The organism is Mesorhizobium sp. A556 (assembly GCF_054489545.1).
This window is the reverse complement of sequence record NZ_JBTMXA010000001.1, coordinates 780,251-806,051: the sequence shown is the minus strand read 5'-3', so window position 1 is coordinate 806,051 and position 25,801 is coordinate 780,251. Positions and strand designations below refer to the sequence as shown.

General features: G+C 61.2%; 28 protein-coding genes and 1 pseudogene. 16 read left to right on the top strand and 13 right to left on the bottom strand.

Annotated features, from left to right (window positions below; translation table 11 throughout):
* Positions 1-103: 103 nt before the first annotated feature.
* Positions 104-1,288, bottom strand: a complete 1,185-nt coding sequence (locus ACX3P0_RS04055; protein ID WP_459086708.1) for an alpha/beta fold hydrolase — start codon at positions 1,286-1,288, stop codon at positions 104-106.
* A 423-nt stretch (positions 1,289-1,711) separates the two neighbouring features.
* Between ACX3P0_RS04055 and ACX3P0_RS04050 the strand changes: the two genes are divergently transcribed.
* Entirely contained in the window at positions 1,712-2,293 is a 582-nt protein-coding gene (locus tag ACX3P0_RS04050) for a TetR/AcrR family transcriptional regulator (protein WP_459086706.1), read from the top strand.
* 301 nt (positions 2,294-2,594) lie between these two features.
* On the opposite strand, the gene ACX3P0_RS04045 is transcribed toward ACX3P0_RS04050, so the two are convergent.
* From ACX3P0_RS04045 to ACX3P0_RS04030, 4 genes are all read right to left on the bottom strand, one after another.
* Positions 2,595-3,485 (bottom strand): DMT family transporter, encoded by an 891-nt coding sequence (locus ACX3P0_RS04045; RefSeq protein ID WP_459086704.1) that lies wholly within the window; start codon positions 3,483-3,485, stop codon positions 2,595-2,597.
* A 62-nt stretch (positions 3,486-3,547) separates the two neighbouring features.
* Positions 3,548-4,168 carry an NADPH-dependent F420 reductase gene (locus tag ACX3P0_RS04040; protein ID WP_459086702.1) on the bottom strand — a complete coding sequence of 207 codons (621 nt, stop codon included), beginning with the start codon at positions 4,166-4,168 and terminating at the stop codon, positions 3,548-3,550.
* Positions 4,169-4,242: 74 nt separating this feature from the next.
* Positions 4,243-4,410, bottom strand: coding sequence for a hypothetical protein (locus ACX3P0_RS04035; protein WP_459086700.1), 168 nt, complete (start codon positions 4,408-4,410; stop codon positions 4,243-4,245).
* Positions 4,411-4,577: 167 nt separating this feature from the next.
* A complete protein-coding gene (locus ACX3P0_RS04030) occupies positions 4,578-5,210 on the bottom strand; it encodes an FMN-dependent NADH-azoreductase (RefSeq protein ID WP_459086698.1) in 633 nt (210 codons plus the stop codon).
* A gap of 149 nt (positions 5,211-5,359) precedes the next feature.
* On the opposite strand from ACX3P0_RS04030, the gene ACX3P0_RS04025 reads away from it, so the two are divergent.
* The gene (locus ACX3P0_RS04025; protein WP_459086696.1) at positions 5,360-6,280 is read left to right on the top strand and encodes a LysR family transcriptional regulator; all 921 of its coding nucleotides are present in this window, start codon (positions 5,360-5,362) and stop codon (positions 6,278-6,280) included.
* Between the two features lie 157 nt (positions 6,281-6,437).
* Here the strand turns inward: ACX3P0_RS04025 and ACX3P0_RS04020 are convergent, their stop codons facing one another.
* Positions 6,438-7,187 carry an SDR family NAD(P)-dependent oxidoreductase gene (locus ACX3P0_RS04020; protein WP_459086694.1) on the bottom strand — a complete coding sequence of 250 codons (750 nt, stop codon included), beginning with the start codon at positions 7,185-7,187 and terminating at the stop codon, positions 6,438-6,440.
* Between the two features lie 440 nt (positions 7,188-7,627).
* Complete coding sequence (locus ACX3P0_RS04015) at positions 7,628-8,518, bottom strand: LysR family transcriptional regulator (RefSeq protein WP_459086692.1); 891 nt, start codon at positions 8,516-8,518, stop codon at positions 7,628-7,630.
* Between the two features lie 101 nt (positions 8,519-8,619).
* Here ACX3P0_RS04015 and ACX3P0_RS04010 point away from each other — a divergent pair.
* Positions 8,620-9,415: pseudogene (locus tag ACX3P0_RS04010) on the top strand (SDR family NAD(P)-dependent oxidoreductase).
* 109 nt (positions 9,416-9,524) lie between these two features.
* Positions 9,525-9,731, top strand: coding sequence for a hypothetical protein (locus ACX3P0_RS04005; RefSeq protein WP_459086691.1), 207 nt, complete (start codon positions 9,525-9,527; stop codon positions 9,729-9,731).
* A gap of 557 nt (positions 9,732-10,288) precedes the next feature.
* Here the strand turns inward: ACX3P0_RS04005 and ACX3P0_RS04000 are convergent.
* Positions 10,289-10,633 (bottom strand): hypothetical protein, encoded by a 345-nt coding sequence (locus ACX3P0_RS04000; protein WP_459086689.1) that lies wholly within the window; start codon positions 10,631-10,633, stop codon positions 10,289-10,291.
* 176 nt (positions 10,634-10,809) lie between these two features.
* Here ACX3P0_RS04000 and ku point away from each other — a divergent pair, with 176 nt between their 5' ends.
* From ku to ACX3P0_RS03965, 7 genes are all read left to right on the top strand, one after another.
* A complete protein-coding gene (gene ku / locus ACX3P0_RS03995; protein WP_459086687.1) occupies positions 10,810-11,643 on the top strand; it encodes a non-homologous end joining protein Ku in 834 nt (277 codons plus the stop codon).
* Positions 11,644-11,655: 12 nt separating this feature from the next.
* Complete coding sequence (gene ligD, locus ACX3P0_RS03990; protein ID WP_459086870.1) at positions 11,656-14,139, top strand: DNA ligase D; 2,484 nt, start codon at positions 11,656-11,658, stop codon at positions 14,137-14,139.
* Positions 14,140-14,268: 129 nt separating this feature from the next.
* Positions 14,269-14,838 carry a YceI family protein gene (locus ACX3P0_RS03985; protein WP_459086686.1) on the top strand — a complete coding sequence of 190 codons (570 nt, stop codon included), beginning with the start codon at positions 14,269-14,271 and terminating at the stop codon, positions 14,836-14,838.
* A 115-nt stretch (positions 14,839-14,953) separates the two neighbouring features.
* Complete coding sequence (locus ACX3P0_RS03980) at positions 14,954-15,340, top strand: COG4315 family predicted lipoprotein (protein ID WP_459086868.1); 387 nt, start codon at positions 14,954-14,956, stop codon at positions 15,338-15,340.
* Positions 15,341-15,343: 3 nt separating this feature from the next.
* Positions 15,344-15,853 (top strand): RNA polymerase sigma factor, encoded by a 510-nt coding sequence (locus ACX3P0_RS03975; protein WP_459086685.1) that lies wholly within the window; start codon positions 15,344-15,346, stop codon positions 15,851-15,853.
* Positions 15,850-16,623, top strand: coding sequence for an anti-sigma factor family protein (locus ACX3P0_RS03970; protein WP_459086683.1), 774 nt, complete (start codon positions 15,850-15,852; stop codon positions 16,621-16,623). The genes ACX3P0_RS03975 and ACX3P0_RS03970 overlap by 4 nt, the downstream gene beginning before the upstream one ends.
* Before the next feature lie 39 nt (positions 16,624-16,662).
* Positions 16,663-17,211, top strand: a complete 549-nt coding sequence (locus tag ACX3P0_RS03965) for a cytochrome b (protein WP_459086867.1) — start codon at positions 16,663-16,665, stop codon at positions 17,209-17,211.
* 30 nt (positions 17,212-17,241) lie between these two features.
* Here the strand turns inward: ACX3P0_RS03965 and ACX3P0_RS03960 are convergent, their stop codons facing one another.
* Positions 17,242-17,718 (bottom strand): methyltransferase family protein, encoded by a 477-nt coding sequence (locus tag ACX3P0_RS03960; protein ID WP_459086682.1) that lies wholly within the window; start codon positions 17,716-17,718, stop codon positions 17,242-17,244.
* On the bottom strand, positions 17,715-18,698 hold the full coding sequence (locus tag ACX3P0_RS03955) for a heparan-alpha-glucosaminide N-acetyltransferase (protein ID WP_459086680.1): 984 nt from the start codon (positions 18,696-18,698) through the stop codon (positions 17,715-17,717). The genes ACX3P0_RS03960 and ACX3P0_RS03955 overlap by 4 nt, the downstream gene beginning before the upstream one ends.
* Before the next feature lie 249 nt (positions 18,699-18,947).
* On the opposite strand from ACX3P0_RS03955, the gene ACX3P0_RS03950 reads away from it, so the two are divergent.
* The 3 genes from ACX3P0_RS03950 (at position 18,948) to cobO (ending at position 21,373) form a co-directional block, all read left to right on the top strand.
* Positions 18,948-20,147, top strand: a complete 1,200-nt coding sequence (locus ACX3P0_RS03950; protein WP_459086679.1) for an MFS transporter — start codon at positions 18,948-18,950, stop codon at positions 20,145-20,147.
* Positions 20,148-20,259: 112 nt separating this feature from the next.
* Positions 20,260-20,757 (top strand): bifunctional adenosylcobinamide kinase/adenosylcobinamide-phosphate guanylyltransferase, encoded by a 498-nt coding sequence (gene cobU / locus ACX3P0_RS03945; protein ID WP_459086865.1) that lies wholly within the window; start codon positions 20,260-20,262, stop codon positions 20,755-20,757.
* Position 20,758: 1 nt separating this feature from the next.
* Positions 20,759-21,373 carry a cob(I)yrinic acid a,c-diamide adenosyltransferase gene (gene cobO, locus ACX3P0_RS03940; RefSeq protein ID WP_459086677.1) on the top strand — a complete coding sequence of 205 codons (615 nt, stop codon included), beginning with the start codon at positions 20,759-20,761 and terminating at the stop codon, positions 21,371-21,373.
* Between the two features lie 8 nt (positions 21,374-21,381).
* On the opposite strand, the gene cbiB is transcribed toward cobO, so the two are convergent.
* On the bottom strand, positions 21,382-22,353 hold the full coding sequence (gene cbiB / locus ACX3P0_RS03935; RefSeq protein WP_459086675.1) for an adenosylcobinamide-phosphate synthase CbiB: 972 nt from the start codon (positions 22,351-22,353) through the stop codon (positions 21,382-21,384).
* A 14-nt stretch (positions 22,354-22,367) separates the two neighbouring features.
* Here cbiB and cobD point away from each other — a divergent pair, with 14 nt between their 5' ends.
* Positions 22,368-23,420, top strand: coding sequence for a threonine-phosphate decarboxylase CobD (gene cobD, locus ACX3P0_RS03930; protein ID WP_459086673.1), 1,053 nt, complete (start codon positions 22,368-22,370; stop codon positions 23,418-23,420).
* Positions 23,417-23,926 (top strand): tyrosine phosphatase family protein, encoded by a 510-nt coding sequence (locus ACX3P0_RS03925; protein ID WP_459086671.1) that lies wholly within the window; start codon positions 23,417-23,419, stop codon positions 23,924-23,926. Before cobD ends, ACX3P0_RS03925 begins: the two co-directional genes overlap by 4 nt.
* Here ACX3P0_RS03925 and ACX3P0_RS03920 read toward each other — a convergent pair whose 3' ends face one another.
* Positions 23,927-24,730, bottom strand: a complete 804-nt coding sequence (locus ACX3P0_RS03920) for a creatininase family protein (RefSeq protein WP_459086670.1) — start codon at positions 24,728-24,730, stop codon at positions 23,927-23,929.
* Between the two features lie 11 nt (positions 24,731-24,741).
* Complete coding sequence (locus ACX3P0_RS03915) at positions 24,742-25,782, bottom strand: zinc-dependent alcohol dehydrogenase family protein (protein ID WP_459086668.1); 1,041 nt, start codon at positions 25,780-25,782, stop codon at positions 24,742-24,744.
* Positions 25,783-25,801: the final 19 nt, after the last annotated feature.

The following is a 25,801-nucleotide window of genomic DNA, read 5'->3' as shown; positions in this document are numbered from 1 at the left end:
GGACCACCAAACCCAAGCGATTCACTGAAATGTGACAGACCTGACGGGACGGTGATCTGGACGCCGGGCAATCTTTTCAAGAGCGACGAAGGCATTCCCCGACCTAACGGCTGGTGTGATCCGCCCCACCCACCTCCTTGATGAAGGAGAGCAGGAGCGTGCTGAGCCGAACCGGCTGCTCCTGTTGGACCCAGTGACCGGCGCCGTCGATAAGCTCGATGTCACCCATCCTCGTCGCCGCCTTCGTCCTCATAAGATCGACCGCGCCCGGCGCCGAATAGGTACCCCAATCGCTCTTCCCGCCGATGAAGAGCGACGGGACATCGATCGTCTTGCCCGAAAACAGGCGCAACTCAGCGTTTAGGTCAGGATCAGAATGGACGCGATAAGCCTGCAGGGCGCCTTGAAACCCAGTGCGGCCATACTCCTCCGTGTACACCCCAAGTTCCGGCTCGGTGAGCCATTTGCTGGCAAGAACCTCGGCGGCGGAAGGTTGGAATGGAGCGACGGTCTGGGGCATCGTCTTGCCGAGACCCATGACGTAATAGGTGGGCATTTTTGCAAGTTCCATGGCGGTTCGCGCCTTCAACGAATGCGGCTTATTTCCCGGCCAGTCAGCGCTCTTGACGTAGAAAAATGCACGAAGAAACGCGTGTAAGCCTTGAGGGGCGCGCCACATGTCATAGTTCGCCTCGCGTGTGCTCAAGTATTGTTGATAATACTCTCTGGGCGGATCGAGCGCCGCCAACGCGGCCGCTAACTTTTGATTTTCAGTGTTCGGTTGAACCGACGATGCCTCGCTTTCCGCAGTTTTGAACGGAAGCGCGGGCGGACCGGGGAACGGTGCGCTCATCAGCACCACCGAGGGAAAGACGTCAGGTCGGGCTAGCGCACAATAGGCAGCCACGGGCGAGCCGAGGTCGTGCCCGACGAGCATCGCCGTACGCCGATACCCCAAGGCCGAAACCAATCCGAGGGCGTCGCGCGTCATATTCAAGAGGCTGAAGGGCCCCAGCTGGGCGTCATAGCCGTTCACCCAACCGGAGGTGCGGCCAAAACCCCGCTGGTCGGGCGCCACGACATGGTACCCGGCGTCAGCCAGAATTGGGATCAGGTGTCGCCAGCCGTAAGCCAAATCCGGAAAGCCGTGCAGAAGCAGCGCGAGCGGCCGGCCGGGGCTTTCGTAACCAGCCTCGAGAATATGGACATCGAGGCCGTTGACCCCATGGATCATGAGCGAGCGGACCCCCTTGGGAAGCGTTCCCTCGCCATATGTTGATGTGGTCAAATCAGTCCCTCCTATGGGGTTTGCGCGGGCCGGTCGAAGTGAAGCCGCAGCCAGGCTGGCCGCGCCCATCGCTAAGACGGCTCGTCGGGACGCCGATGGCTTGAAACTAACTGGATGACTCATGACGAAACGCACCGTCCGCGTGCAAGCGCGCTCTTCAGCTTCAGCGACAACGCCCGCGACGAACAATTCACACGGCGGCCGGGCAATCGAGGACGATTGGCCCCGAAACAAAAACGCTCGGCATAAGGTGAACCAGGAAACCCGCGTGCTTCGACTTTAGTAATTCCTGCTGCAAAATGGGTAGGTTGCGCATCACTGAACGAACTTTCTTGGCTTAGGATTTTGGCTGAGGGGCATCGCCGGATTCCTTATATGGTGATCGCCATAGCAACGTCAAGCGAAACGTGTTATGGTCACGGCATGCCACGTAAGACTGACGCCCGCGCTCGCGCGATTGCCACGGCCGAACGACTGTTTCGCATCCAAGGCTACACTGCGACCGGATTGACCCAGATCCTTGAAGAAAGCGGTGCGCCTAAAGGATCGTTCTATTTTCACTTTCCACGTGGCAAGACACAGCTCGCAGAAGAAGCAATTGATCGTTACGTTGCGAATAGAATTGCTGTATTGTGGAATATCTCGGCGAATACGACGGGTGATGCTCTGAATTTTGTCCATCAGATTTTCGGCACATTCGCGGCCGAAATGGTCGCCTCCGATTTCCAGTATGGATGTCTAATGCAAAATCTGGCGAATGAGCTGCCCGCGCTCGACGCTGAGCTGACCAAACGGGTAGCGCGCGGATTTGTCGATTCGACCGAGATTGTTGCGGAGCATTTTAGGGGGTGCGGTTTCGCTCCCGCGCGCGCATCCTCAACCGCAGCCGCATTGGTAGCCGCCCTCGAAGGCGCGCGAACGATCGCCCGCCTGGAACGCACGCCGGCTATATTCGAGGCGCTGGCGGATGTGAGTGTCCAGAGGTGGGCTGCCCCCGAGGGGTGAGAATGTGCGGGGCGAGTTCAGCCTGACGGGGCTCGCCTATAATATCAGAAGAGCCATCACTCTCGTCGGCGTTCCAGGCCTGATCGCCACCGCTCAGGCATGAACGGTCGCTATTTGCATTTATGAACCTAAAAACAGATACAATGCCTCGGAAAAGGCGGCGCTGCTTTGCGCTCTGGGTCGAAATTTAGGAGGTTGAGAATTTTGCCCCGCAGCCTGCCACAAGCTGCATATGATCAGCCATCCTGAAAGTCTTGGGACGCTCTGCAGGATTTTCGCGACAAGCCTTATTTCGCGAACTTCACGTGGCTACAATCGGCTTTCTCGTTGGTGCCAGTGTCCCCCAGAGAGAGGCGACAACAATCATAGCGCCACCGGGCCAGACGCTGATCGATGCGGCTTCGCCCAACCAGATCACGGCGAACAGCGCGCCAAACACTGGCTCAGTGCCCATCAGCAGGGAAACCCGCGTCGGCGAAGTGTTCCGTACCGCGTAGTTTTGAACGAAGAATGCGAACAGGGTGCAGAAGACCACCAGGTACATCGTCAAGATCCAGAAGCTGCCATCTGTGGGTAGCGCCGGCAGACCTGTCGGCAAAAGAACAGCGCCCAGGAGCAAGGAGCCCAGACCGACGACACTGGTCTGAACGGTCGTGAGAGCGACGGTGGAGATTGCCGGGTCGCGCGTCATGCTCTTGGTGAAGGTGACCATGCAGGCCCGAAGAAGCGCAGCAACCAGAATGAGCAGGTCGCCGAGGTTGAATTCGAGGGCACCGCCCGCGCTCACCAGATATGCCCCGGCCAGTGACACGATAACTGCGAGGACAATGTTCAAGGTCGGACGGGTGCCAAGCACAAGGAACTCGACGATCGGGGTCAGCACGACACAGGTGCTGATGAGGAATGCTGCGTTTGATGCGGTCGTGAGCGAGAGGCCGTAGGTTTCCGCCACGAAGATGCAGAGCAATATGATGCCGAGCGGGACACCCGCGGCCAGCACCTTTGCGAGCCGCTGGCGGCTCAACTGGAACAACGACGGCGACAGGATGACGGCCGTTATCGTGAAGCGGACTGCCAGAAAGCCGAGGACCGGGTAGAAGACGATAGCCTCCTTGGCCACGCCGTAGCTTGTTCCCCAGACGATCGCCACGATCAGCAGCAGAAGTTCGCTCAGTCGAACCGAATTCGCCATGATTTTCATTTCTTGAAACAAACCATAGGTCGCGCATGCCGGAAGGACGTGGTGTCGGTGATTCAGCCTATATCGACGTTCAAGGCGATGTCCCAGGTGCCGGCACCGTTTTTGGCCAGGCCGATCATCATCAAGCCGAGCGCCTCGAGCGTCTGGGCCATCTGCAGGCCGCCGACATCCAACGGACGCAGTCCGAGACTCTCGAGGAAGGTCGAGACGCGCGCCTTGGCCTCCGCATCGTCGGCTGCGATGAACGCGTCGAGGCGTCCACCCTTGGCAAGTACGTGACCGAAGATCGTGTTGAACGCTTTCACGACATGCGCGCCGGCGGGGAGGCCCTTGGCGGTTTCCTGCTCAGCAGAACTGCCGTGGGGAGTCACGAGGCCCGAGAGGTCGGGGGCGACCGGGTTGGTGATGTCGATGATCACCTTGCCGTCGAGCGCTTTCCCAAAGTCGGCCACCACCGCCGCCGCACCGGTGTACGGCACGGCGAGGATAACGATGTCGCCCGCCGGCGCGGCGCCGTATGTCCCTATGGTCGCTCCGGCTGCGAGCTGGTCGGCCAGCGCCTGGGCCTTGGCAGGGTCGCGGCTGACCACCTCGACAGTGTGTCCGGCCTTGGCGGTACGGCCCGCGATCGCGGCAGCCATGGTTCCTGAGCCGATGATGCTGATAGTGCTCATGTGTAGTCTCCTATTGAGTGGGGGTATTGCTGGTGGTTTCTAAAAGGGGGATCCCCGTCTATTGGTCGAACGGATCACGGGATCGCGATATGGCCCGCCGGGAAGTAATGGCCGTTGTCGAGGTCCTCGATCAGGCCCGGCTGAGCGGGCTCCCAGCCGAGCGTCTGGCGGGTGATGTGGTTGGACGCCGGGAGGTCCAGCGTGACCAAATTCGCGAGAAAGCCGAAGAAGCCCGGCAACATCAGTACGTCCGCGGGAATGGGCACAGCGCCATCGTGACAAACCCGCCGAGCAACTGTGTCAAGAAGGCAGCGTGCTGTCAGATCAGCGATCGGAACGCCCGGCGGTGTTGTCAGCTTACGGATGGCGCGCGATCTTCGAGCCCGGCATTCCGGCGGGCGATGACCTGCTAGGCCCGCAGGCCAACAGGGACAGCCCTAGCCATGGCTGCGACCTGCTCCATAGCGGCGGCCGCACCCTTCTCGGATGCTTCCGGGCCGAAGCTTTGGGCCTCCGCGCGGATTGTCTCGATGTCCGTTATGCCAATGAAGCCCAAAATCTGCTTCAGATACGGGACCAGCATATCGTTGGCTGCCATCGGGCCGTTGGAATAGACGCCACCGCTGGCGGCGACCACGTAGACCTTCTTGCCGGTGATCAGGCCCACCGGCCCGTCCTTGGTGGAGATCATCGTACGCCCGGGCCAAACGATATGATCGATCCACGCCTTGAGCGTCGAAGACGGCGCAAAGTTGATCATGCTGGCAGCGATCACCACCACATCGGCGGCCTTCAACTCATCGACCAGTGTTTCTGCGAGCGCGACCGCCGCAGCTTGATCGGGGGTGCGCTGCTCAGGCGGCAGCATGCGGCCGACCACATAGGCAGGATCGATGTGGGGCAGGTCGTCAGCCGCCAGATCGCGGATCGTGAGCGTTGCGCCAAGCTCGGAGGTCAGCCGGTCAGCGAGCGCGGTCGCCACCTTGGTGGAAAGCGAGGCTTGGCCGCGCGGACTGGATAGGAGCATCAAGATATGGGTCATTGGTACAGCCTTTGAAATTGGTTGGAGGCACCGGCCGTGGCGGCCGGCGTCAACCGGTGCTTCTGCACGCGCGTCACGTCCCAAATAGAGGATCGTGGGTGACGAAGAAACTGATGAAATCTAGTCCATCTTGATCTATAAATTAGAACATGGACTCACTGACGCTCGACCAAATTCAGCTCTTCCTCGCGGTTGTCGATCAAGGCAGCTTCTCGAAGGCCGCTAAGAAGCTGAATCGCGCTCAGTCCGCAGTGACCTATGGGATTCAGAAACTCGAGGCGCAGGTCGGAATACCGCTGTTCGATCGAAGCGCGTATCGCAGCGCGCTGACCGACGCGGGTCGCACGCTCTTGTTGAGGGCGCGTCGGATCGCAGAGGAAACCAACGCCTTTCGCGACACTGCCCGAAGTCTAGCCAGCGGGCTGGAAGCCGAACTGACGGTCGTGCTGGACTCGATGTTTCCGATGCCGCCGGTAGTCGAGGCGCTACGCGCGTTCACGGACAAGTTTCCGACGGTGCAGCCGCGCGTTTACGTGCAATCTCTCGGCGCCGCGGCCGAACTGGTGCTCGACGGCACCTGTATGATAGGCCTGTTGCAGTTAGCCTTCAGCGACATGGCCCTGCTCAAGCGCTTCCAACTGCTGAGCGTCGACCTTGTCTCAGTGGTCGCACCGGGCCATCCGCTAGCGGAGATCGATGGTCCGATCGAGACGCATGTTCTGCACGACCATGTGCAGCTTGTGCTCACCGACCGTTCAACTCAGACCGCTGGACGAGATTACGGTGTCCTTTCCGCGCGGACATGGCGGCTGGCGGATCTCGGCGCCAAGCACTCGATGCTGCTGGCAGGCCTTGGGTGGGGAAACATGCCCGCCCATCTGGTCGAGACTGACATCGCGCAGGGAAGACTGCGGATCATCCAGCCTGCCGAGTTCGATCCTCGGACAAATCAAATCGCAATGTGCGCGACATATCTAGCCGACCATCGCCTGGGCCCCGCAGGCCAGTGGATGATCGAGCATCTGGCCGATTCCGTCGTCCACGACACTTCGGCCGATTCGAAGACGTAAAAGCAAGTCAGGCGCCATTGGCATTCGTGAGTTCGGGCGGGCCCAGAAAGGCCGGCCGTCACTCGATCATGCGTTGATCAGTTTTGCCTCTTGAAGAGGTCTCTGAAGATCAACAGGCCCACCTGCTTCCTCGCACCTGTTCGTTTCCAACCTGTCGTCAGATGTTGCTGATGCCGCCATCGACGAGCATGTCGGAGCCTGTCATAAACGAACTTTCGTCTGACGCGAGGAAGACTGCTGCCGACGCCTGCTCTTCCGGAAGCCCGAGCCGCAGCATGGGAACGTAGGATGCGTATGCCTTTTGAAGAGCGGTAAGTTCCTCGGGAGTGCTTGCTTGGCCTTCCATGATCGCCGTGGGGATTGGGCCGGGGCTCAGCAGATTCGCCCGAATACCGCCGCCCTTGAACTCTGCGGCCCACGTGCGCACAAAGGAGCGCAGAGCCGCCTTGGCGCCTGAGTATGCCGAGTGGTTTGCCAAGCCCATGTAGTGGATAGCCGAGGCGACCAGGATGATCGATCCGCCGCCTTCCATCAAAGGCAGCATCTTCTGCACCAGGAATAGCGGGCCTTTGGCCATCAGATTGAAGGTGCGGTCGTAGTGGTCCTCGGTGATTTCGCGCAGCGGTACCTGCTCCGTGAAGCCAGCGTTGGCCACCACCACGTCGACTCTGCCTTTTGACTTCCTGACAACATCGGCTACTCGGTCCAGATCATCGAGTTTGGACGCGTCGGCTTGGATGGCGGTCACGTTCGAGCCAATCGACTGCACAGCTTCATCAAGCGCGGTTTGGCGTCGACCGAAAATAACGACTTCGGCGCCTTCGTTGACGAAACGCTGCGCAATTGCGAGTCCGATGCCGCTGGTCCCGCCGCTGACAACGACGATTTTTCCTGCCAATCTCGACATGATGTTTCCTTCGGGTTGCGTGCCGGCGACGCCGACGACGGTGTTGGAAGTCTCCGTCCTGCCACGGCCGGGCGAGCTGGCCCGACAAGGCCTTGTGACCCACAGACTAGCGATGCTTCGTCCATGCCGGACCGACTTCACCGTCTATCTAAGTCATGCAGAATTGGTCGATAATACTGCAGAGGAACATAACATTAATGCCATTTGAGAATGTGCCGCTCCGTCTGTGGATTGATCTGAATCCCGGTTCGGGCTCGTTTGCGTTGCCGAGCTTCGCCACATTTAGATCGATCAGCGCCAAAGACTTCGGAGATTGTCGTCCGAGAACGTGACATGAGGGCGCCAGTTAGGAGCTTGCCTGTCAGATCCATCGAGGCGCTAGCATTCGGCAAAAGCTGGCTGCACACCGGACTTGGTCTCGTCTCGCTCCCGGCCGCGACCTAGATACGACCGGGAATCCGTTGCGAGAAAAATTCAGTGACCCAGCGCACGCGTGCCGGAACAAGGCGGCGCTTCGGCCAGACGAGATTTATATCCCTGACGTCGACCAGAAATTCTTCGAAAACCGATATCACGTCCGGATGCTGGAGGTCGTCGGCAAGAGAGATTTTGGCGAACATACCGATTCCCACACCAGCCAGCACAGCAGACCGAATCGTCTCGACACTGTTCGATGAAAGATTGCCATGAACCGGCACACTGAATTCACCGTCTGGTCCGCAAAACGGCCAATTGTTGGACTCCATCAGCCCATTATAAAGCAAGCAGTTGTGACTGCCGAGTTCGGCAGGGGCCCTGGGCACGCCTCGTTCCTCGAAGTATCGACGGGATCCAACGCACACCAACGGGGTACGAGCTACGCGCGTGACGACCGCGTCTGGTTCGTCGACAGGCCCCACTCTGATCGCCAGATCAATCCGGTCCTCCACCATGTTTCGCACAGAATCCGAGAGGATGAGATCTAGCTGAAGGCCTGGATTGAGCGAAAGAAGGTCTGGGATAAGGGGCAAGATGTGGAGGCGGCCAAAGGTGGCGGAAACGGCGATCCTGATTGTGCCGGAAACCTTGAGCGTGCTGCTTGTCAGTTCGCTGTCGGCGTCATCCAACTCGCCAATGAGGGGTTTCGTCCGGTCATAGTAGCGTTGCCCTTGGTCCGTGAGGGTCACTCGTCGCGTGCTTCTATTGAACAGCAACACCCCCAGCCGCTTCTCCAGCGCGCCGACGGCCTTGCTGACGGCCGGTTGTGAGTCGCCGGTTCTCCGGGCGGCAGCTGTGAACCCGCCTGCTTCAACCACCGCGATGAACGAACTCAATTCCTGAAAACGATCCACGTCATTCCCCAGAAGAATGAATATTATGGGTTTTTACGCAATAACGCGTTGTCTGAACATGTTCTATATCCCGTACACCACAAGCTGGAGGTGTACGTGTCATGAATATCGACTTCAAAGGTCGCAAGGCCATTGTAACCGGCTCCACGGCCGGCATCGGCCGCGCCATAGCGGAAGGACTGGTGCGCGCGGGCGCTTCGGTGGTGATCAATGGCCGCGGCGAGTAGCGCGTCGCCGCGGCGCTCGGCGAGATTCGCGCGCTTTTCCCGAAGTCCGATGTAACCGGCGTCGCCGCTAACCTTGAGACGGCCGAAGGGGCCAGGGCCTTGTTCGCGCAGGCGCCCGATGCCGACATCCTCGTCAATAATGTGGGTACGGCGCGCCCAAAGCCCTTCCTTGAGCTTGCCGATGACGACTGGCTCAGCCTCTTCCAGCTCAACGTCATGAGCGGCGTTCGCGCGGCACGCCATTATGTGCCGAAGATGACGGCGCGGGGATGGGGACGTGTCGTCTTCATCAGCAGCGAGTCCGCCCTCAACGTTCCGAAGGAGATGATCGACTACGGCATGACCAAGACCGCGCAACTCGCCATTTCGAGAGGGCTCGCGGAAGCAGTCGCGGGAACGGGCGTGACGGTCAACTCAGTCATCCCCGGCCCGACAAGGTCCGAAATCCTGTCGAATATGATGAGGGAGTTGGCGCACGCGCAAGGCATCACGCAGGAGGAAGCGGAGCAGTTGTTCTTGAAGACGATGCGCCCCGACAACGCTGATCAATCGATTCTCGACGACCGAGGAAGTCGCGAACATGGTCGTCTATGTCTGCTCGGACCAGGCTTCGGCGACAAGTGGCGCTGCTTTGCGCGTCGACGGCGGCGTCCTTAGGTCAATCCTCTAGCGGTCACCTCATTACTCTGGGCACTCTCGCTCTGCCATAAGGCCTTAAGGCAGGGTTTCACGAACTCCTGACAAGCACCTCTTGAAAGTTGTCAAGACAGGATTATCTGTTGGGTCTGGTGATCAATCTGCTTTGGTGGATCCGGGGCGGTAGCCAATCGGTGGTGCGGCTGGACCGGATGAGTAATGACATTATCGACTTGAGCTTCGCCGTCTACGCCACGTACTTCGACGGGTTCTGCACACGCGACGAGAAGGCCAAATGGGTTTATGCCAACCTCCTCGCGGCAATCACAGCTTTTCGCGGAATTGATTGACCTCTTGCTATATGCATGCTGACTGCGTGAAAGCGACAGCTATTCTGGAATAGTCTGGAAACGTATATGCCGCCTTCGACGGTCATGGGGCGCAAGAGTACTTGCAAACGCCCCGCCCACTTCGGAAAGCACAGCAATCTAGAATGGAATGGCAGCTTTGAGGCAATCTCAGAGGTGGTAGTACGCCTGGAATTGGGCGCATCACTGCCATTAAGCCTTGATCTCTCCGATAACCGCAGCAGTTCACTTCGGGACACAGGCAAAGTTTGCCCGTTGCTTTCAGCCAAGTGACACGTGATGGTCGAACCCCGAATCGGGCCCTTGACGCCGCACGCGGATCTGAGCACACATGTGATGCACAAATTGTGGCAAGGCCACTTCGGCAGAACGAATTTCTCATTGATCTCAAGGGCCTCGCTGGAAGAGGGGTTTTACTGGCTGAGAATCCAGGTTCCCCAGCCAAGCAAAATCAAGCACATAAGAGAAATGTAGGCGGCGCGGCGAAAGCCACGTCGCGTTGGCGGCTGACAGAAGCCTTTGCTCGGCTATTGCGCCGGTCATTCGATTGATCGGCAGCGGTTCTCTCTGGCAGCGTACATCTGGGCTTGTTCGGCTTGCAGTTTCTCGATCTTCGTCGTCGGTCGGTTTGTGATCACCGAAACCGCCTTGGCGCCGCCAGGCACCCAAAATGGAACAATGACAGCGTCGACGTTGCCACGGCTGACGGCGATGGCGCTAATGTCCTTGGCCTTGTCACCCATTTCACGATTGAGGGTCGCGCAGGGCGTTTCGGGGGTCTGCGCGCCCATTGAGGCGCAACCGGTCATGGCGAACGCCGCGATGAGAACTCCAATCTGAACTGCCTTCATCGGATCAGCATAGCACAGGTCCAGCCTCAGCATGTGCCGGAACCAATCCTGGCCTGCCGTCGCCCATCAGCGCCCGTTCCCGGACCCTTGGCAGCCGACACCGCCCGGACTGTTGCCAGTCCCGGATCTGATTCGACGCAATTAACATGGGGTGGAACCGCAGCGCTTCGGCGCCGTTCCTTCAATCGAGCGCGTCGAAGGAGTTCGTCATGGCACCACGCCCAGCCTGGAAGGGATACCTCAAACTGTCTCTGGTCACCTGCGCGGTCGAATTGACCAATGTTGTTACCCACGCCGAGAAGGTTTCCTTCAATATCCTCAATCGAGATACCGGCAACCGTGTGAAACGCATCTATGTCGATGCCGAAACGGGCAAGCCAGTTGAAAGCGAAGACGAGGTCAAGGGCTACGAGGTCGAGGACGGTGGATACGTCCGGATCGAGGAAGACGACATCGATGCCGTGCGGATCGAATCTTCGAACATGCTCGCGCTCGACGGCTTTGTCGACAAGGCGTCCATCCAGCAAATCTATCTCGATACGCCCTACTATCTCGCCCCGGCCGACAAGGTTTCGGAAGATGCCTTCTCCGTCATCCGCGAGGCGATGGCCGCAAAGAAGAAGGCCGGTCTCGCCCGCATCGTGCTCTACCGCCGGGAGCGCCCCGTGGTCATCGAGCCACTCGGCAAGGGCATGGTTTTGACCACGCTGCGTTACGACAGCACCGTGCGCCAGCCGGACACCGTCTTCGATGAGATCAAGACGGTCAAGACCGACAAGGAGATGATCGAACTTGCCGAGCACATCATCGACAAGAAGGCGACGAAATTCGACCCCTCGGAATTCGACGACAAATATGAGGAAGCGCTGATCGAACTGATTCGTGCCAAGAAGGCCGGGCATAAAGCGCCGAAGGCCAAGATGGCAGTCAAACCTTCCAATGTCGTCAATCTGTTCGACGCTTTGAAGAAGAGCCTTGCTGCCGACAAGGACGGCGAGCCGGCACCAAAAGCGAAGAAGCCATCGAAGCGAAAGTCGGCATGACCGATGGCAACCATGCCGCTCGAACAATACCGCGCCAAGCGCGATTTCGAGAAAACCGCGGAGCCGTCGGGAAAGCAGCCGCGCCGCAAGGTGAAGACGGCCGAGGGCGGCATCTTCGTTGTCCACAAGCATGCGGCCACCCGCCTGCACTATGATCTGCGGCTGGAACATGGCGGCGTGCTGTGGAGTTGGGCCGTCACGCGCGGCCCCAGCCTCGACCCGAGCGAGAAGCGGCTTGCCGTTCATGTCGAGGACCATCCGATCGACTATGCGCCGTTCGAAGGCACGATCCCGAAGGGGGAGTATGGCGGCGGTTCGGTGATTGTCTGGGACGAGGGCACCTGGACGCCCGAACACGACCCGGCAGCCGGCATGAAGAAGGGCCATCTCGACTTCGAATTGCACGGCGAGAAACTGACCGGCAAGTGGCATCTGGTGCGGCTGAAACCACGGCCAGGCGAGAAGAAGGACAACTGGCTGCTCATCAAATCCGACGATGCAGCGGCCCATCCTGGCGAGGATATTCTCAAGGAGCGGCCGAACTCCGTGAAATCCGGCCTCACCGTCGAGGAGGTCGGCAAGGGAAAGAGCGCGAAGGGCGAGAAACCGAAGGTCTGGCATTCCAACAAGCCGGCAACGGCCAGGGCGCGACGCGAGGCGGCGACGAATCTCGACTTCATCGAGCCGGCGCTGGCGACACTCGAACGCGACGCGCCTTCGGGCAAGGAATGGCTGCACGAGGTGAAGTTCGACGGCTACCGCATGCAGGCGGGGATCGCTGGGACGGAAATCCGTCTGCTCACCCGCACCGGGCTGGACTGGACCGGGCGTTTCGGCGCGGAAATCCAGACGGCGCTTGGCGCACTGAAATGCTCCGACGCCATCCTCGACGGCGAGATCGTCGTGCTGGCCGACGACGGCGTCTCGTCCTTCTCTGCCCTGCAGGCTGATCTTTCCGCCGGTCGCAGCGACCGCATGGTCTACTACGTGTTCGATCTGTTGCGGTTGGACGGTGAGGACTTGCGCTCCAAACCACTGGTCGAACGCAAGGAACGCCTGCGCGCGTTCCTTGCGCCGCTCGACGATAACGGCCCGGTGCGCTTCTCCCACCATTTCGTCGAGCCGGGCAAGATGATGCTCAAGCATGCCTGCCGCATGGGGCTGGAAGGTGTGGTGTCGAAGCGCGCCGACGCGCCCTACCGGTCCGGCCGCACCGGCGCCTGGATCAAGGCGAAGTGCACCCAGCGCCAGGAATTCGTCATCGGCGGCTACCTGCCCTCCGAAAAGACCGGGCGCGGCCTGCGCTCGCTGCTGGTCGGCTATCACGAGGACGGAAAGCTGAAATATGCCGGCCGCGTCGGCACCGGCTTTTCGACGAAGGCCGCCGACGACCTGAAGGCAGAACTTGACGCCCGCAAGGTGGAAAAGCCGCCGTTCGATGCGAAGGTGCCGCCGGGCGGCAAGGGTCTCGTCTGGGTCGCGCCGGAACTGGTTGCAGAGGTGGAGTTCCGTTCATGGACAGCGGACCGTATAATCCGCCATGCCTCCTACCAGGGGCTACGTGAGGACAAGCCTGCGGAGGATGTCGTGCAGGAAAAACCGGAATCCACGAAAGTCGAGGCGGCCGATGACGCAGCGAGCGCTGTCTCGACGTCCGTGAAGCTCACCCATCCAGACAAGCTGCTCTGGCCCGACGAGAAGATATCGAAACGAGATTTGCTGGACCACTACGCGCTGGTCTGGCCACGCATGGAAAAATTTGTCGTCAACCGGCCGCTGGCGCTGGTGCGCGCGCCCGACGGCGTCGATGGGCAGCGCTTCTTCCAGAAACACGCCTCAGCCGGCATGAACGAAAAGATCTTCACGTCGAAAGACCCCGAGGACGATGAGGAAATCCTCTACGTGAAGGATTTCGACGGCATCGCCGCGCTCGTTCAGATGGGCGTGGTGGAAATCCATATCTGGGGCTGTACGATTGACGCAATCGACACGCCCGACCAGATCGTCTTCGACCTTGACCCCGACGAGGGCGTGGCGGTGGACAAGGTACTGCGGGCCGCGCTCGATATCCGCGCGAAGCTCGAGGAACTGTCCTTGCCGACATTCGTCAAGACCTCCGGCGGCAAGGGTTACCATGTCGTGGTGCCGCTGAAGCCGGTGGCGAAGTGGGAGACGGTCAAGACGTTCTCCCACGACTTCGCCCGCGCCATGGAGCAGGCCGAGCCGGGCCGCTATACCGCAACCCTGTCGAAGAAGGCGCGTGTCGGAAAAATCTTCATCGACTATCTGCGCAATGGCCGCGGATCGACCACGGTGGCACCTTATTCCTCGCGTGCCAAGAAGGGCGCGACGGTGTCGATGCCCGTGACCTGGGAAGAGATCGAGAATGGCCTGCCGCCCAATGCTTTTCTGATCGGCGACAAAACAACGCTAAAGCGGCTATCCGATGATGACCCATGGAGAGCGTTTTTCAGTGACCGAAAGGCGTTGAAGTGACCTGATCCATATCCGGCACATCGCCGCCGCGTAGGAAATATCGCTACCTGCTCATGGATTATCGTCGCTTGCGGGGTGTTTTCCTCTTCAGGGTCGCCGCTTGATGAGCGACCGTGGAAGGATATCCCGATGCTCAGGACACTGCTTTCAATCAGCCTTCTGTCGCTTTTCGCCGTCGTTCCAGCACAGGCCGACACCTTGTCGACCCTTCACGGCCGCTACGTGATCGACCCGTCCTCGCGTATCGCCTTCTCGGTTGCCCAGATTGGCGGAGGCGGCATAGGCGGTGTGTTTTCGCGCTTTTCGGGCACGTTCGACCTGCATCCGGACGACATTGCCCGTTCGAGCGTGAAATTCTCGCTTCAACCCGAAAGCGTCGCGACAGGGCAGCCACGGGTCGAGGATTTCCTGCGCTCTTCTGCCGTGTTCGATGTGGCCGCCTATCCGGTCATCGCTTTCCGCTCGACGGCCATACATCAGCAAGGCTCGGACCATGCGGTCATCGAAGGCATGCTGACGGCGCGGGGCATCACCCGGCGGGAAACGTTCGAGGCTACCCTGATCAGGCAACAGGGACGGATGGTCGCCTTCCATGTCGTGGGCGACATGGTGCGCTCGCCCTACGGCATGGATGTCGGCACGCCGATCTATTCCAATATTGCCCGCTTCGACATGGTTCTCAACGGAATGCGGAAATAATGCCGTTCCGACGAGAATTTTGCGCCACCGGGAATATTCGCGGCCTGGCGGTGTTCTTTGACTGCGAGCGGAAGACCCGTTCGTTCAAAAAAGCAAAGAAGAGGGTTTTCAGATGATGCGTTCTCTCCTGTTGGCTGCCGCCGCGATGGCGGTCGCAATGCCTCTTGCCTATGCGGACGACTATGCCAGCGGCGCCATCAAGTCGATGGACACCGCCAAGGGCGAGGTTCTCACCAACGACAAGGGCATGACGCTCTACACATTCGACAAGGATGCGGGCGGCACGTCGAACTGCTACGATGCGTGCGCGCAGAAATGGCCGCCATTGGCGGCGGCGGCGGGCGCGGCAGTGGACGGAAAGTACACACTGGTCGATCGCAAGGACGGCAGCAAGCAGTGGGCCTATGACGGCCAGCCCCTTTACCTCTGGCAAAACGACAAGAAGCCCGGAGACGTCACCGGGGACGGAGTTGGCGGAGTTTGGCACGTCGCCAAAGAGTAACCGATGTCGCAGATCATGGACGAGATCGAGGAATGCGTGCCGGCGCTGAGACGCTATGCGCGCGCTCTTACCCACGATCCCGATCGTGCCGACGATCTCGTCCAGGACTGCCTGGAGCGGGCAATCCGCAAACGCGGCCTGTGGCGGCCTACAGGCTCCGTCCGTTCGTGGATGTTCAGGATTCTCCTTAATGTCCACCGTAACGACCTTCGAAAGTCACGACGCGCACCATCCGCTCTGCCCATCGAAGGCCTGCCGGGGGGCGAGCCGGCGGGCATTGACGTGCAGCCGGCACGGCTGGCGCTGGCCGAGACGGCGCGTGCCATGCAGGCAATGTCGCTGGAGCACCGCGAAGTTCTGTTGCTCGTTGCCGTCGAGGAGATGAGCTATGCCGAGGCTGCCGCAGCGCTTTCCATCCCTGTCGGCACGCTCATGTCGCGGCTGGCCCGCGCCCGTGCCACGCTGCGGCTCCTGACCGAGACTGGAGTGCCGAAATTGAGGTCCGTGAAATGAATTCCGGGGAGCGCAAGATTACCGAGCACGACCTGCACGCCTACGCCGACGGCGCGCTGGATGGGCCGGCGCGTGCCGCAATTGAGGCCTATCTCGCAGAAAACCCCCTTGCAGCCGAAGATATAGACGGTTGGAGGCGGCAGAACGAAACCCTGCATGCGCTTTATGGCCATGTTGCCGCAGAGCCGGTGCCCGCCCGGTTGAATGTCTATCGCATCGAGCGGGAGAGCCGGATCAGAACCGGGCGCTGGAGCCGGATGGCGGCTGCGGCCGTTCTCCTGCTCGCCGTTGGAACGGCTGCCGGTTGGTATGGGCGCGACTTTTTCGCGCCGGCAGCGCCGGCCCAAATCGCCCTGGTCGATGAGGCGATGGAGGCGCACCGGGTATATTCCGGCGAGGTCGTCCATCCCGTGGAAGTATGGGGGGGGCAGAAGGACCATTTGCAGGCCTGGCTTTCCAAGCGCCTGGATCGCACCCTTACCATCCCCGACCTCCGGGCCGACGGCCTGACGCTGGTCGGTGGCCGGCTGCTGCCGGCGACGGATGGCCCCGCGGCACAGTTCATGTATGAGGATGATACCGGCCACCGGGTGACGCTCTACGTCATTCCGGCGAAAGAAGGCCGTGAAACCTCGTTCCGCTACGCCAGTTTTGACCGGCTCGAAGCGTTCTTCTGGACGGACGAAACGATCAGCTGCGCCCTGGTCGGTGATCTGCCGCGCCAGCGGCTGCAGGAAATCGCCACCCAAGCATACAAGCAACTGGGGTGAGATGCAGTGAAACTGCGTAACACGCACGATTCATACGGAATGGCGGCCATCGCCTTTCATTGGAGCATTGCGCTGCTGTTTTTCGGGCAGATCACGCTGGGTTATCTCACGCAGGCGGTGGCCAGCCGTCCTCGGCTGCAATTCGACCTCTACCAATGGCATAAGTCGTTCGGCTTCCTGATCCTCGTGCTCGCGCTGTCGCGGGCCATCCTGGCCTTGTCAGGCATTCGCCCGCGGCCCGTGCCCGGCATGCCGCAATGGGAGGTGGTGGCGGCTCGGCTCGCCCATATCATGCTTCTGGCATTGACTGTCATCGTGCCGCTTACCGGCTGGGCGATCGCCTCGACATCGCCGTTGCGAATTCCGAGCTTCGTCTTCGACATCGTGGTGGTGCCCGACTTGCCGTTGGCGAGATCGGACGCTGCGGAAGCTTTCTGGTCGAGCGCGCACGCGCTGCTCGCCTATGGCGCCGGGCTTCTGGCGCTTGCCCACGCAGGCGCGGCCATTCATCACCACTTTGTGCGAAGGGACGCAACGCTGGCGCGGATGCTTGGCGCAATATCGCGCGGGACAAACAGCATATTGTAAACGGTCGGGCAGCCTCCCTGACAGCCTTCCCTAGACCCAGCGTCGGACCCTTTTGGCGTACTCCCGATATCGCTTGCCGAATTTGTCGGCCAGAATTTGCTCCTCGCGCCGGATTGTGAGCCTCGATGTCGCGAAAGCGGCTGCGAATGCCAGCAGCAGGAACCACGCCATGCCGCCAACCAGCCCGATGCCGATGAGCAACAGCGTGTTCGCCAGATAGATGGGATTGCGCGAAACCGAAAATGGCCCGGTCGTTATCAGATGCTCGGGCGTGCCGTTCGGATTGAGCGTCGTCTTTGCCCGTATCATAGTGCGTATGGCGCTGAACCACAGCGCAAGCACCGCCAGCAGCACCAGCCAGCCGACCGCAAAAAGCAGATCCTCGAGCACGCCGCCGATCCAGGGCAGGGGATATAACAAGCCCAGTCCGATGCTGGCAGCGATCGCGCCAAGATAGATCAGCGGCGGCCACGGCACGAAGCCGGCATTTCCATGGTTTTGGGTCACTGCATTTCTCCCCCCGCATCGTCGGTCCTGGCCGTGCACATGCCGGCAAGCTCACTCACGCGCGCCTTCAACTGCGGGCTTTGGTCGCCGCGGTCGAGGCGATTGAGCATATCGCCGCCCTCCAGTTCCGCCAGCATGCATCCGCAATAGGCGACGCAAAACCGGGAGTCGCGGGTTTCCTCGCAGGAAGTCTGGCACACTTTGAGGAAGACTGCCTGGCTGGTTTCGACATGGGCGGGCATGATTTGCGAAAATGCCCAGATGCAGGCGATCAAAACAGGTTGATGGACGAGATAGAAAGCAAGGCTGTGGCGTCCAATCAGGACGAGCGGGTTCAGCCATCGCGGGAGCGGGATTTCCGCCAGTCGGGCGAACAGGCCCGAACTCGTCGCCAGTTTTGCAACCGCGATGCCAGCCAGCACCGCGCCGAACCATGGAAGTAGCGGCACATAATCGTTCGAGCGCGGATTGACCGTCGACAGGCCGACCCACCACAGCGCCGGATGATCGAACCCAGGCGCGCGCAGATAAAGGGGAGCGGCAACGGCAGCCGCCGCAACCAGCATGGTGACGAGCGCCGGCAGCCGCAGGAAGGCGAGGCCGAGCACGCTTGCCAGCGCGATTTGGTGCAGGATGCCGAAGAAGATGATGCCGTCGCGAAACGCATAGAACGTAACCGCGGTAATCGCCAATGCCGCCGCCGCCACCATCGCAAGGCGTTTCCAAAAGCCCTTCCAGCGAATGCCGCGGCCATGGGCCAGCACAAGGCTGACGCCGACCAGGAAAAGGAAGCTCGAAGCGATGCAGCGGGCATAGACCTTCCAGCCGCCGAACGCGGTAAGCCCCGGTTCCGCATAGCCGAAGAATTCGAGGTCCCAGGTGAAATGATAGCTTGCCATGGCAAGCAGGGCGACGCCCCGCATCACATCGATCAAGGCGATTCGTTTTGAACGGGGGAGCGAGGGTGCGCCGGTGCTCATGGAGATTTACGAAAACCCTGACTGTTTCGAATGGGTGACGAATATCACGCTTGAGCAGCGCGCAAGAATGGAAATCCTTCGGGCCGTATCTCGTATTTGGAGATTTCCGACAGATAGTTGGGCCAGCAAGGAGAAGCCGTTAGCCGGTATCGCATTTTGACTTCGGTAGGTCGATTTCCTGCTACTGACGAATCTATCGATGCGGCACATCTGCGGCTGCGATCGCCTTGCCGAGGGTAGCAGGTTTTCATGGGCACCCACGTCCGCCATCCGATCTGGCTTACTTCCGTGCGGCAGGCCGGCGCGCGCACATTTGCATCCCTTTATACGGTTGAGTCGTTCGCTCGCGCCACCGTGTCCAGCGTCATCCCGATCCAGGCTTATGAGATCCTGCGTAACGAGCAGACGGTTTCGATGCTCTACACGGTCGTTTCGCTGATCGGTCTTTCGGCAACCCTGTTCATGCCGATGCTCATTCACCGCTTCGCGCGGCGCTGGGTCTATACGGCGGGCGCCTGCCTTCTGGCTATCGGCTCGCTGTTCTTCTTCACGCATACGCTTGCCGGCCAGGCGCTCGGCATGCTGTGCCGGGTCATGGGCGCCAGCGCGCTATCCATTACCCTCAACCTCTACATCATGGACCATATCCGCAAGACCGACTTCATGCGCTCCGAATCGCTGCGCATGGCGTGGTCGATGGTAGCCTGGACCGGTGGTCCGACGCTGGGCATCTTCCTCTACACGCATTTCGGCGTGTATGCGGCGCATGGAGCCGTAGCCGTGTTCGCCCTGTTTCTCCTGGGCCTATTCTGGTTCTATCGGCTTGGCGACAATCCGATGATTGCCGCCGGCAAGAGCCGGGCCATCAATCCCCTGGCCAATATCGGCCGGTTCGTTTCTCAACCACGGCTTCGGCTTGCCTGGATCATCGCCTTCGGACGCTCCTGCTTCTGGACGACCTTCTTCGTCTACGGGCCGCTGTTCATGGTCATTACCGGACAGGGCGCGATTGCCGGCGGGCTGCTCGTCTCTGCGGCGAACGGGCTGTTGTTCACGGCGATCTTCTGGGGCAGGGCGGGAAAGCGTTTTGGCGCCCGGCGCGTCATCACGGGTGCTTTCCTCGCAATGTCGACGATGCTGCTGGCGGCAGGCGTCATCGGCGAGACCGTGCCTCTGCTTACCGCTGCGTTCCTGCTTGTCGGATCGCTCTTTACCATTGCCATCGATGCGCTCGGTTCAACCGTCTTCATGCGCGCGGTGCATCCCTATGAACGTGCACAAATGGCTGCGGTCTATCGAACCTATCTGGACTTTTCCGAACTGACCCCGCCAATGATCTACTCGATCGTGCTCGCCTTTTTCGGTATGGGGTCGGTGTTTGCGACGCTGGGTATCCTGATGGCGGTCTGCGCGGCGATCGTGTGGCGCTACCTGCCCAAATCGCTTTGACGGCTTGATCGCTTTCCGAGGTTGCCGCACGCGGCGGCATTTCTATAGTTGCGCGTGCTTCGATGGAGAGGTGAATTGACGACGAACGGTGGTTGCCTTGGTTGAGCCGGGACTGACCTTCATTATCGGCGGCGCGCGCTCAGGCAAGAGCCGGCATGGAGAAATGCTGACGACCCGCCACGCGGCGCCCTGGACCTATATCGCAACCGCCGACGCCTATGACGACGAGATGCGGGAACGCATCGCCATGCACCGGTCGCAGCGGGGCGATGGTTGGGCGACCGCCGAGGCGCCGCTCAATCTGGTCGGGGCGCTGGATGCCGTTCCGGTGGGCCAGCCCGTGCTGGTCGATTGTCTGACCTTGTGGCTGACCAACCATATGCTGGCCGATCACGATGTGGCTGCCGAATGTTCCCGGCTGGAGGAACGTCTGGCAAAGCCGCTCGGACCGTGGTTCGTGGTATCCAATGAAGTCGGCCAGGGAATCGTGCCCGACAATGCGCTGGCGCGCCGTTTTCGCGATGACGCCGGGCGTCTCAACCAGCAGGTCGCGGCGATTGCCGACACAGTAATTCTGATGGTGGCGGGCCTGCCGCTGAAGGTGAAATGACATGACCGCTATCGAACCGAAGGACGAAGAAAAGCACCGCGCCAAGATGGCCAGGCGCAAGGCGGTGCAGGATGCCGAAGTGGCGGAAAAGACCGTCGAAAAGGGCCTTCTGATCGTCAATACCGGGCCGGGCAAGGGCAAGAGCACGGCGGCGTTCGGTCTGGCACTGCGGATGCTCGGCTATGGCAAGCGCGTCGGCGTCGTGCAGTTCATCAAGGGGGCGTGGCACACCGGCGAGAAGGATGCTTTCGCAGCTTTCGGCGACAAGGTGGCGTGGCATACGATGGGCGAGGGCTTTACCTGGGAAACGCAGGATCTGAAGCGCGACATCGCGGCGGCGCAAGCCGCATGGGCCAAGGCGCTGGAATTGATGGCCGATCCGTCGATCAGCCTTGTCGTCCTCGACGAAATGAACATCGCGCTGCGCTACGATTATCTCGATCTCGATACGGTGGTAGCAGTGCTGAAGGCGCGGCGCGAGGGGCTGCATGTCGTGGTTACCGGCCGCAACGCCAAGCCGGCGCTGGTCGAGGCGGCGGACCTGGTCACCGAAATGGGCTCGACCAAACACCATTTTTCCGCCGGCGTGAAAGCCCAGCAGGGCATCGAGTTTTAGGACGCTCGCTACAGGCTGACGATGATCACCAGGCTCAACGCGCCGAACAGCGCGACCAGCAGCAGGTCGGCCGCCCAATAAAGTTTCAGCGCCCGCCTGATGTCGGCGCTTGTCACTTCCCGGCGTCCGCCTTCGCCCATGAAGACGTCACTGACGAGGACGCCGTCATAGACGCGCGGGCCGGCCAGAGCGAGGCCCAGGGCACCCGCCATCGCCGCTTCGGGCCAACCGGCATTGGGCGAGCGGTGCTTTTTGGCGTCGCGCCACACGGCGCGCCAGGCATCTTTCGCGCTGGCGCCCTCGACAAAAACCGTGCCGATCACGATGAGCAGCGCCGTCAGCCGCGAGGCGGGCAGGTTGATGAAGTCGTCGAAGCGCGCCGCCGCCCAGCCGAACGCTTCGTGGCGCGGGGTGCGGTGGCCGATCATCGAATCGGCGCTGTTGGCGGCCTTGTAGGCGACACCGCCCGCCAAGCCGCCAACGCCCAGCCAAAAGGCGGGCGCGACGATGCCGTCCGAAAAATTCTCGGCCAGGCTTTCGATCGCCGCGCGGCTGACGCCCGCCTCATCGAGGTTTTCCGGGTCGCGGCCAACGATCATCGACACGGCCTTGCGGCCCGCCACCAACCCGCCATGGTCCAGCGCGTCGGCGACCGCCTTGACATGTTCGGCCAGGCTTTTCTGCGACAACAGCGAACTTGCCAAAAGTACCGTGACGACGAAGCCAAGCGGAACCTGCCACAGCACCACCTCCAGCCCGAACGCGATTGCCGCCGGAACGAGAACGAGGATGGCGAGCGCGAACACGCCCGATAAGCGACGTTTGCGGTCGGTGTCGGTAGCGCGGTTGAGCCCGCGGTCGAGACAGGATATCAGCCATCCGATCCATGTGACCGGGTGTCCAATGGCGCGAAACAGCCACGCCGGATACCCCAGTTGGATTTCGACGGCCAGCGACAGGAAAGCGATCAGGACGAACATGGATCTTCTGAAAAATGGCTGATTTTTTGAAAAAGACGGCGACGGTCGATCACGGCGGCAGCCTTGGCCGGGCGAGAGCGCTGTTTCCGGACGCGCCCGAACCGTTCGTCGATCTATCGACCGGGATCAATCCGCACTCCTATCCGCTTTTCGACCTGCCCGCCACCACGCTGTTACGCCTGCCCGAACAGGCGCGCCTGGCCCAGCTTCTGGCGATTGCGGCGACGACCTATGGCACGCCGTCGCCGGAAAACGTGATGGCGGCGCCCGGTACGCAAATCCTGCTGCCGCTCGTCGCCTCGCTGGTGAAGCCGGGCAAGGCGATGGTGCTCGGGCCGACCTATGCCGAGCACGCGCGGGCGGCTTTCATTGCCGGTCATGCGGTGCGCGAGGTTCAGGATTTCGAGGCGCTGGCCGAGGCCGACCTCGCCGTGATCGTTAACCCGAACAACCCCGACGGCCGCATCATCGAGCGCGAAAGGCTTTTGGCCTTGGCCGCGACATTGCACGCCAAGGGCGGCTTGCTGGTCGTGGACGAGGCGTTCATGGATGTCGGATCGCAGAGCACTGCCGGTGATGTCGGGCAGGGCGGCATCGTGGTGCTGCGCTCCTTCGGCAAGTTCTTTGGCCTGGCCGGGGTGCGGCTTGGCTTTGCGCTCGCCGACAGCGCGACCGTCGCGCGGCTTGAAACGCAGTTCGGGCCATGGGCAGTCTCCGGGCCGGCGCTGGAATACGGCATCCGAGCGCTCGGCGATCTGGATTGGCAAATCGGGATGCGGAGCCGTTTGACGATGGAGGCCGCGCGCCTCGATTCGCTCTTCGCACGGTTCACGGTTCCTGTAGCCGGCGGCACGTCGCTTTTTCGCTATATTGAACATCCGGATGCTGCCGGCCTGTTTGCCGCGCTTGGCGGGCGCGGTATCCTGCTCCGCCACTACGACGAGCGCCCGAATGTCCTTCGCGCTGGCCTGACGGGCAATGAGGAAGAGTGGGGGCGGCTGGAGGCAGCGCTTGCCGACTGGCAAAGCGAGCGCGACAATCAGCACGCAAAAGGAATGCGGCTATGATCCATGTTTGCCCGCTATCTAAGGTCGATCAAACAGTATCGAAAACCGGTGCCGGCCGGCTTCTGTCGCTGCTTTCCGCCGGTATGGAAATGACCCGACCCGCATCGATTGTACCGGAGAACCACCTGCATCTGGTCATGCACGACATTGTCGAAGCGCAGGACAGCATGACCCTGCCGGGCGAGGCGCATGTGATCCGCCTGCTCGACTTCGCGCGCTCGTGGGACCGGTCGCGGCCGCTGGTCGTGAACTGCTATGCCGGCATCAGCCGTTCGACCGCGTCGGCCTATATCATCGCGGCGGCACTGGTTCCCGCGCGTGATGAGGAAGAACTGGCGCGGACGCTGCGCTGGCTCTCGCCCTCGGCAACGCCCAATCCGCGCCTGATCGCCACTGCCGACGCCATTCTGGGCCGGGACGGCCGCATGATCGCCGCCATCAAGGCAATTGGCCGGGGCGCCGACGCTTTCGAAGGCACGCCATTCGGGCTGGAAATCGACGGATAATCAGGAAAGCCAGTCGGCAAGCTTTGCCCTGCGCATGTCCTTCAGCAGCGTGATGAAGCCTTCGGCCTGAAATTCGGCCGTCAGCCGGCCTTTTTCAGCCGTGGCGACGGAAGCATCGCCGACCACGCCGTTCGAGTTGAGATCGGCGGCCAGCCAGGCGAAGGCATGCGGGCCCGTCTGGCGCAGCAGGGCAAATTCGGTCTCCGCGCGCGCTACGTTCGAGACGAAGTTCTGCGCCTTGCCCATCTCCACCAGATCGGGTCGAAAATGCAGCATCAGCGACGTTTCGACATCGCCGCCATGGATGCCTTGCCGATCCTCGAGATCGGTATAGAGGCCGGCCGGGCGACCAAAACGCTGCCAGGCGGTTTTCACCGCCAGCATCTTTGCACGCACGCGCAATTCACGCGTCACGATGCCCATGATTTCCTCGTTGCCGCCATGCGAGTTGACGACAATGATTTTTTTCACTCCGGCGCGCGCGACCGATAGGCCCAGTTCCGTCCATGCTTCGATCAGCGTCGCCGGCGGCAGCGTCAGCGTTCCCGGCGCTTCGATATGCTCGTTGGACTTGCCGACAGCCTGCACCGGCAGGATACGGATATCAAGATCGTCGGACAGGCGGGCGATCACCGTCTCCAGCATACCGTCCATGATCGTGGTGTCGGTGGACACCGGCAGATGCGGGCCGTGCTGCTCGATCGCGGCCACCGGCAGCACGGCAATCGTCGCCTCTGGGTCGATCGAGGCGTATTCCGTAGTCCGGTAGTCGCCCCACCACGCGCGCCGCTTCGCCATGCTCATCGATTGCCCCGTCAAAACCGCGTCACCACACCGATACCGATGCCGTCAAATCCGCCCATCGCGGCCAGCGCGATCGGGGCTTCATCGAGCGTGTACTTCTTGCCGACAAGCAGTTCCGGTTTCAGTTTTCCGGTACGGATCATATCCATCATGGCCTGGTAGCGGAATGCCTGCATGCCGTGACTGCCGCGGATTTCCAACTCGTAAGCGATGATCTTGGCCATCGGCACCTCGGCCTTGGCGTGATCGCCCAGCATGAGGCCGACCTGCACGTGACGCCCGCGCCTGCGAAGGTTGGAGATCGAGTTGAACGAGGTGGTCGGATGGCCGAGCGCGTCCATCGACATATGCGCGCCGCCATTGGTGATCTGCTTGACGGCCTTGACCACGTTCGGCGTCGCCGCCGCGTTGATGGTGGCGACCGCGCCGATCTTTTTGGCGAATTCCAGCTTTTCGTCGGTCAGGTCGATGGCGACGACATTGGCGCCCATGGCGCTGGCGATCATGACGGCCGACAGGCCAACCCCGCCGCAGCCATGCACCGCGACCCATTCGCCCGGCGTCACGCGTCCCTGGTCGACGATGGCGCGAAACGAGGTGACGAACCGGCAGCCAAGGCTGGCGGCGGTGGCGTATTCCATGTCTTCGGGCAGGGCGACGAGATTGGTGTCGGCGAAGTCGATGGCGACATATTCGGCGAACGAACCCCAGGCGGAAAAGCCCGGCTGGAACTGGTGCTCGCAGACCTGATGGTTGCCGGACGTGCATTCGAAGCAGCGGCCGCAGCCGCCGACGAACGGCACGGTGACGCGGTCGCCGGCCTTCCAGCGGCTCACTTGCCGGCCTACCGCCACCACGGTTCCGGCTAGTTCATGGCCTGGGACATGCGGCAGGCGGATGTCGGGATCGTGCCCCATCCAGCCATGCCAGTCGGAGCGGCACAGGCCCGTCGCCTCCACCTTGACGACGACGCCCTCCGGCACGGGTCTTGGGTCCGGCACGGTCCTGATCGACGGCATCTCGCCGAACTTTTCGAAAACAACGGCTTTCATGGGTATCCTTGTGCGTGCT

Excerpts from the sequence above, each read along its gene's own strand:
- ACX3P0_RS03985 (WP_459086686.1), top strand. The coding sequence starts at position 14,269 with ATGCTCAGGACACTGCTTTCAATCAGCCTTCTGTCGCTTTTCGCCGTC.
- ACX3P0_RS04000 (WP_459086689.1), bottom strand. The coding sequence starts at position 10,633 with ATGCTGAGGCTGGACCTGTGCTATGCTGATCCGATGAAGGCAGTTCAG.
- ACX3P0_RS04035 (WP_459086700.1), bottom strand. The coding sequence starts at position 4,410 with ATGTTGCCGGGCTTCTTCGGCTTTCTCGCGAATTTGGTCACGCTGGAC.
- ACX3P0_RS04030 (WP_459086698.1), bottom strand. The coding sequence starts at position 5,210 with ATGACCCATATCTTGATGCTCCTATCCAGTCCGCGCGGCCAAGCCTCG.
- ACX3P0_RS04025 (WP_459086696.1), top strand. The coding sequence starts at position 5,360 with ATGGACTCACTGACGCTCGACCAAATTCAGCTCTTCCTCGCGGTTGTC.
- cbiB (WP_459086675.1), bottom strand. The coding sequence starts at position 22,353 with ATGTTCGTCCTGATCGCTTTCCTGTCGCTGGCCGTCGAAATCCAACTG.
- cobD (WP_459086673.1), top strand. The coding sequence starts at position 22,368 with ATGGCTGATTTTTTGAAAAAGACGGCGACGGTCGATCACGGCGGCAGC.
- ACX3P0_RS03970 (WP_459086683.1), top strand. The coding sequence starts at position 15,850 with ATGAATTCCGGGGAGCGCAAGATTACCGAGCACGACCTGCACGCCTAC.
- ACX3P0_RS03955 (WP_459086680.1), bottom strand. The coding sequence starts at position 18,698 with ATGAGCACCGGCGCACCCTCGCTCCCCCGTTCAAAACGAATCGCCTTG.
- ACX3P0_RS03925 (WP_459086671.1), top strand. The coding sequence starts at position 23,417 with ATGATCCATGTTTGCCCGCTATCTAAGGTCGATCAAACAGTATCGAAA.
- ACX3P0_RS04045 (WP_459086704.1), bottom strand. The coding sequence starts at position 3,485 with ATGGCGAATTCGGTTCGACTGAGCGAACTTCTGCTGCTGATCGTGGCG.
- ACX3P0_RS03950 (WP_459086679.1), top strand. The coding sequence starts at position 18,948 with ATGGGCACCCACGTCCGCCATCCGATCTGGCTTACTTCCGTGCGGCAG.
- ACX3P0_RS03980 (WP_459086868.1), top strand. The coding sequence starts at position 14,954 with ATGCGTTCTCTCCTGTTGGCTGCCGCCGCGATGGCGGTCGCAATGCCT.
- ligD (WP_459086870.1), top strand. The coding sequence starts at position 11,656 with ATGCCGCTCGAACAATACCGCGCCAAGCGCGATTTCGAGAAAACCGCG.
- ACX3P0_RS04020 (WP_459086694.1), bottom strand. The coding sequence starts at position 7,187 with ATGTCGAGATTGGCAGGAAAAATCGTCGTTGTCAGCGGCGGGACCAGC.
- ACX3P0_RS03975 (WP_459086685.1), top strand. The coding sequence starts at position 15,344 with ATGTCGCAGATCATGGACGAGATCGAGGAATGCGTGCCGGCGCTGAGA.
- ACX3P0_RS04040 (WP_459086702.1), bottom strand. The coding sequence starts at position 4,168 with ATGAGCACTATCAGCATCATCGGCTCAGGAACCATGGCTGCCGCGATC.
- ACX3P0_RS03920 (WP_459086670.1), bottom strand. The coding sequence starts at position 24,730 with ATGAGCATGGCGAAGCGGCGCGCGTGGTGGGGCGACTACCGGACTACG.
- ACX3P0_RS03915 (WP_459086668.1), bottom strand. The coding sequence starts at position 25,782 with ATGAAAGCCGTTGTTTTCGAAAAGTTCGGCGAGATGCCGTCGATCAGG.
- cobO (WP_459086677.1), top strand. The coding sequence starts at position 20,759 with ATGACCGCTATCGAACCGAAGGACGAAGAAAAGCACCGCGCCAAGATG.
- ACX3P0_RS04050 (WP_459086706.1), top strand. The coding sequence starts at position 1,712 with ATGCCACGTAAGACTGACGCCCGCGCTCGCGCGATTGCCACGGCCGAA.
- ACX3P0_RS03965 (WP_459086867.1), top strand. The coding sequence starts at position 16,663 with ATGGCGGCCATCGCCTTTCATTGGAGCATTGCGCTGCTGTTTTTCGGG.
- ku (WP_459086687.1), top strand. The coding sequence starts at position 10,810 with ATGGCACCACGCCCAGCCTGGAAGGGATACCTCAAACTGTCTCTGGTC.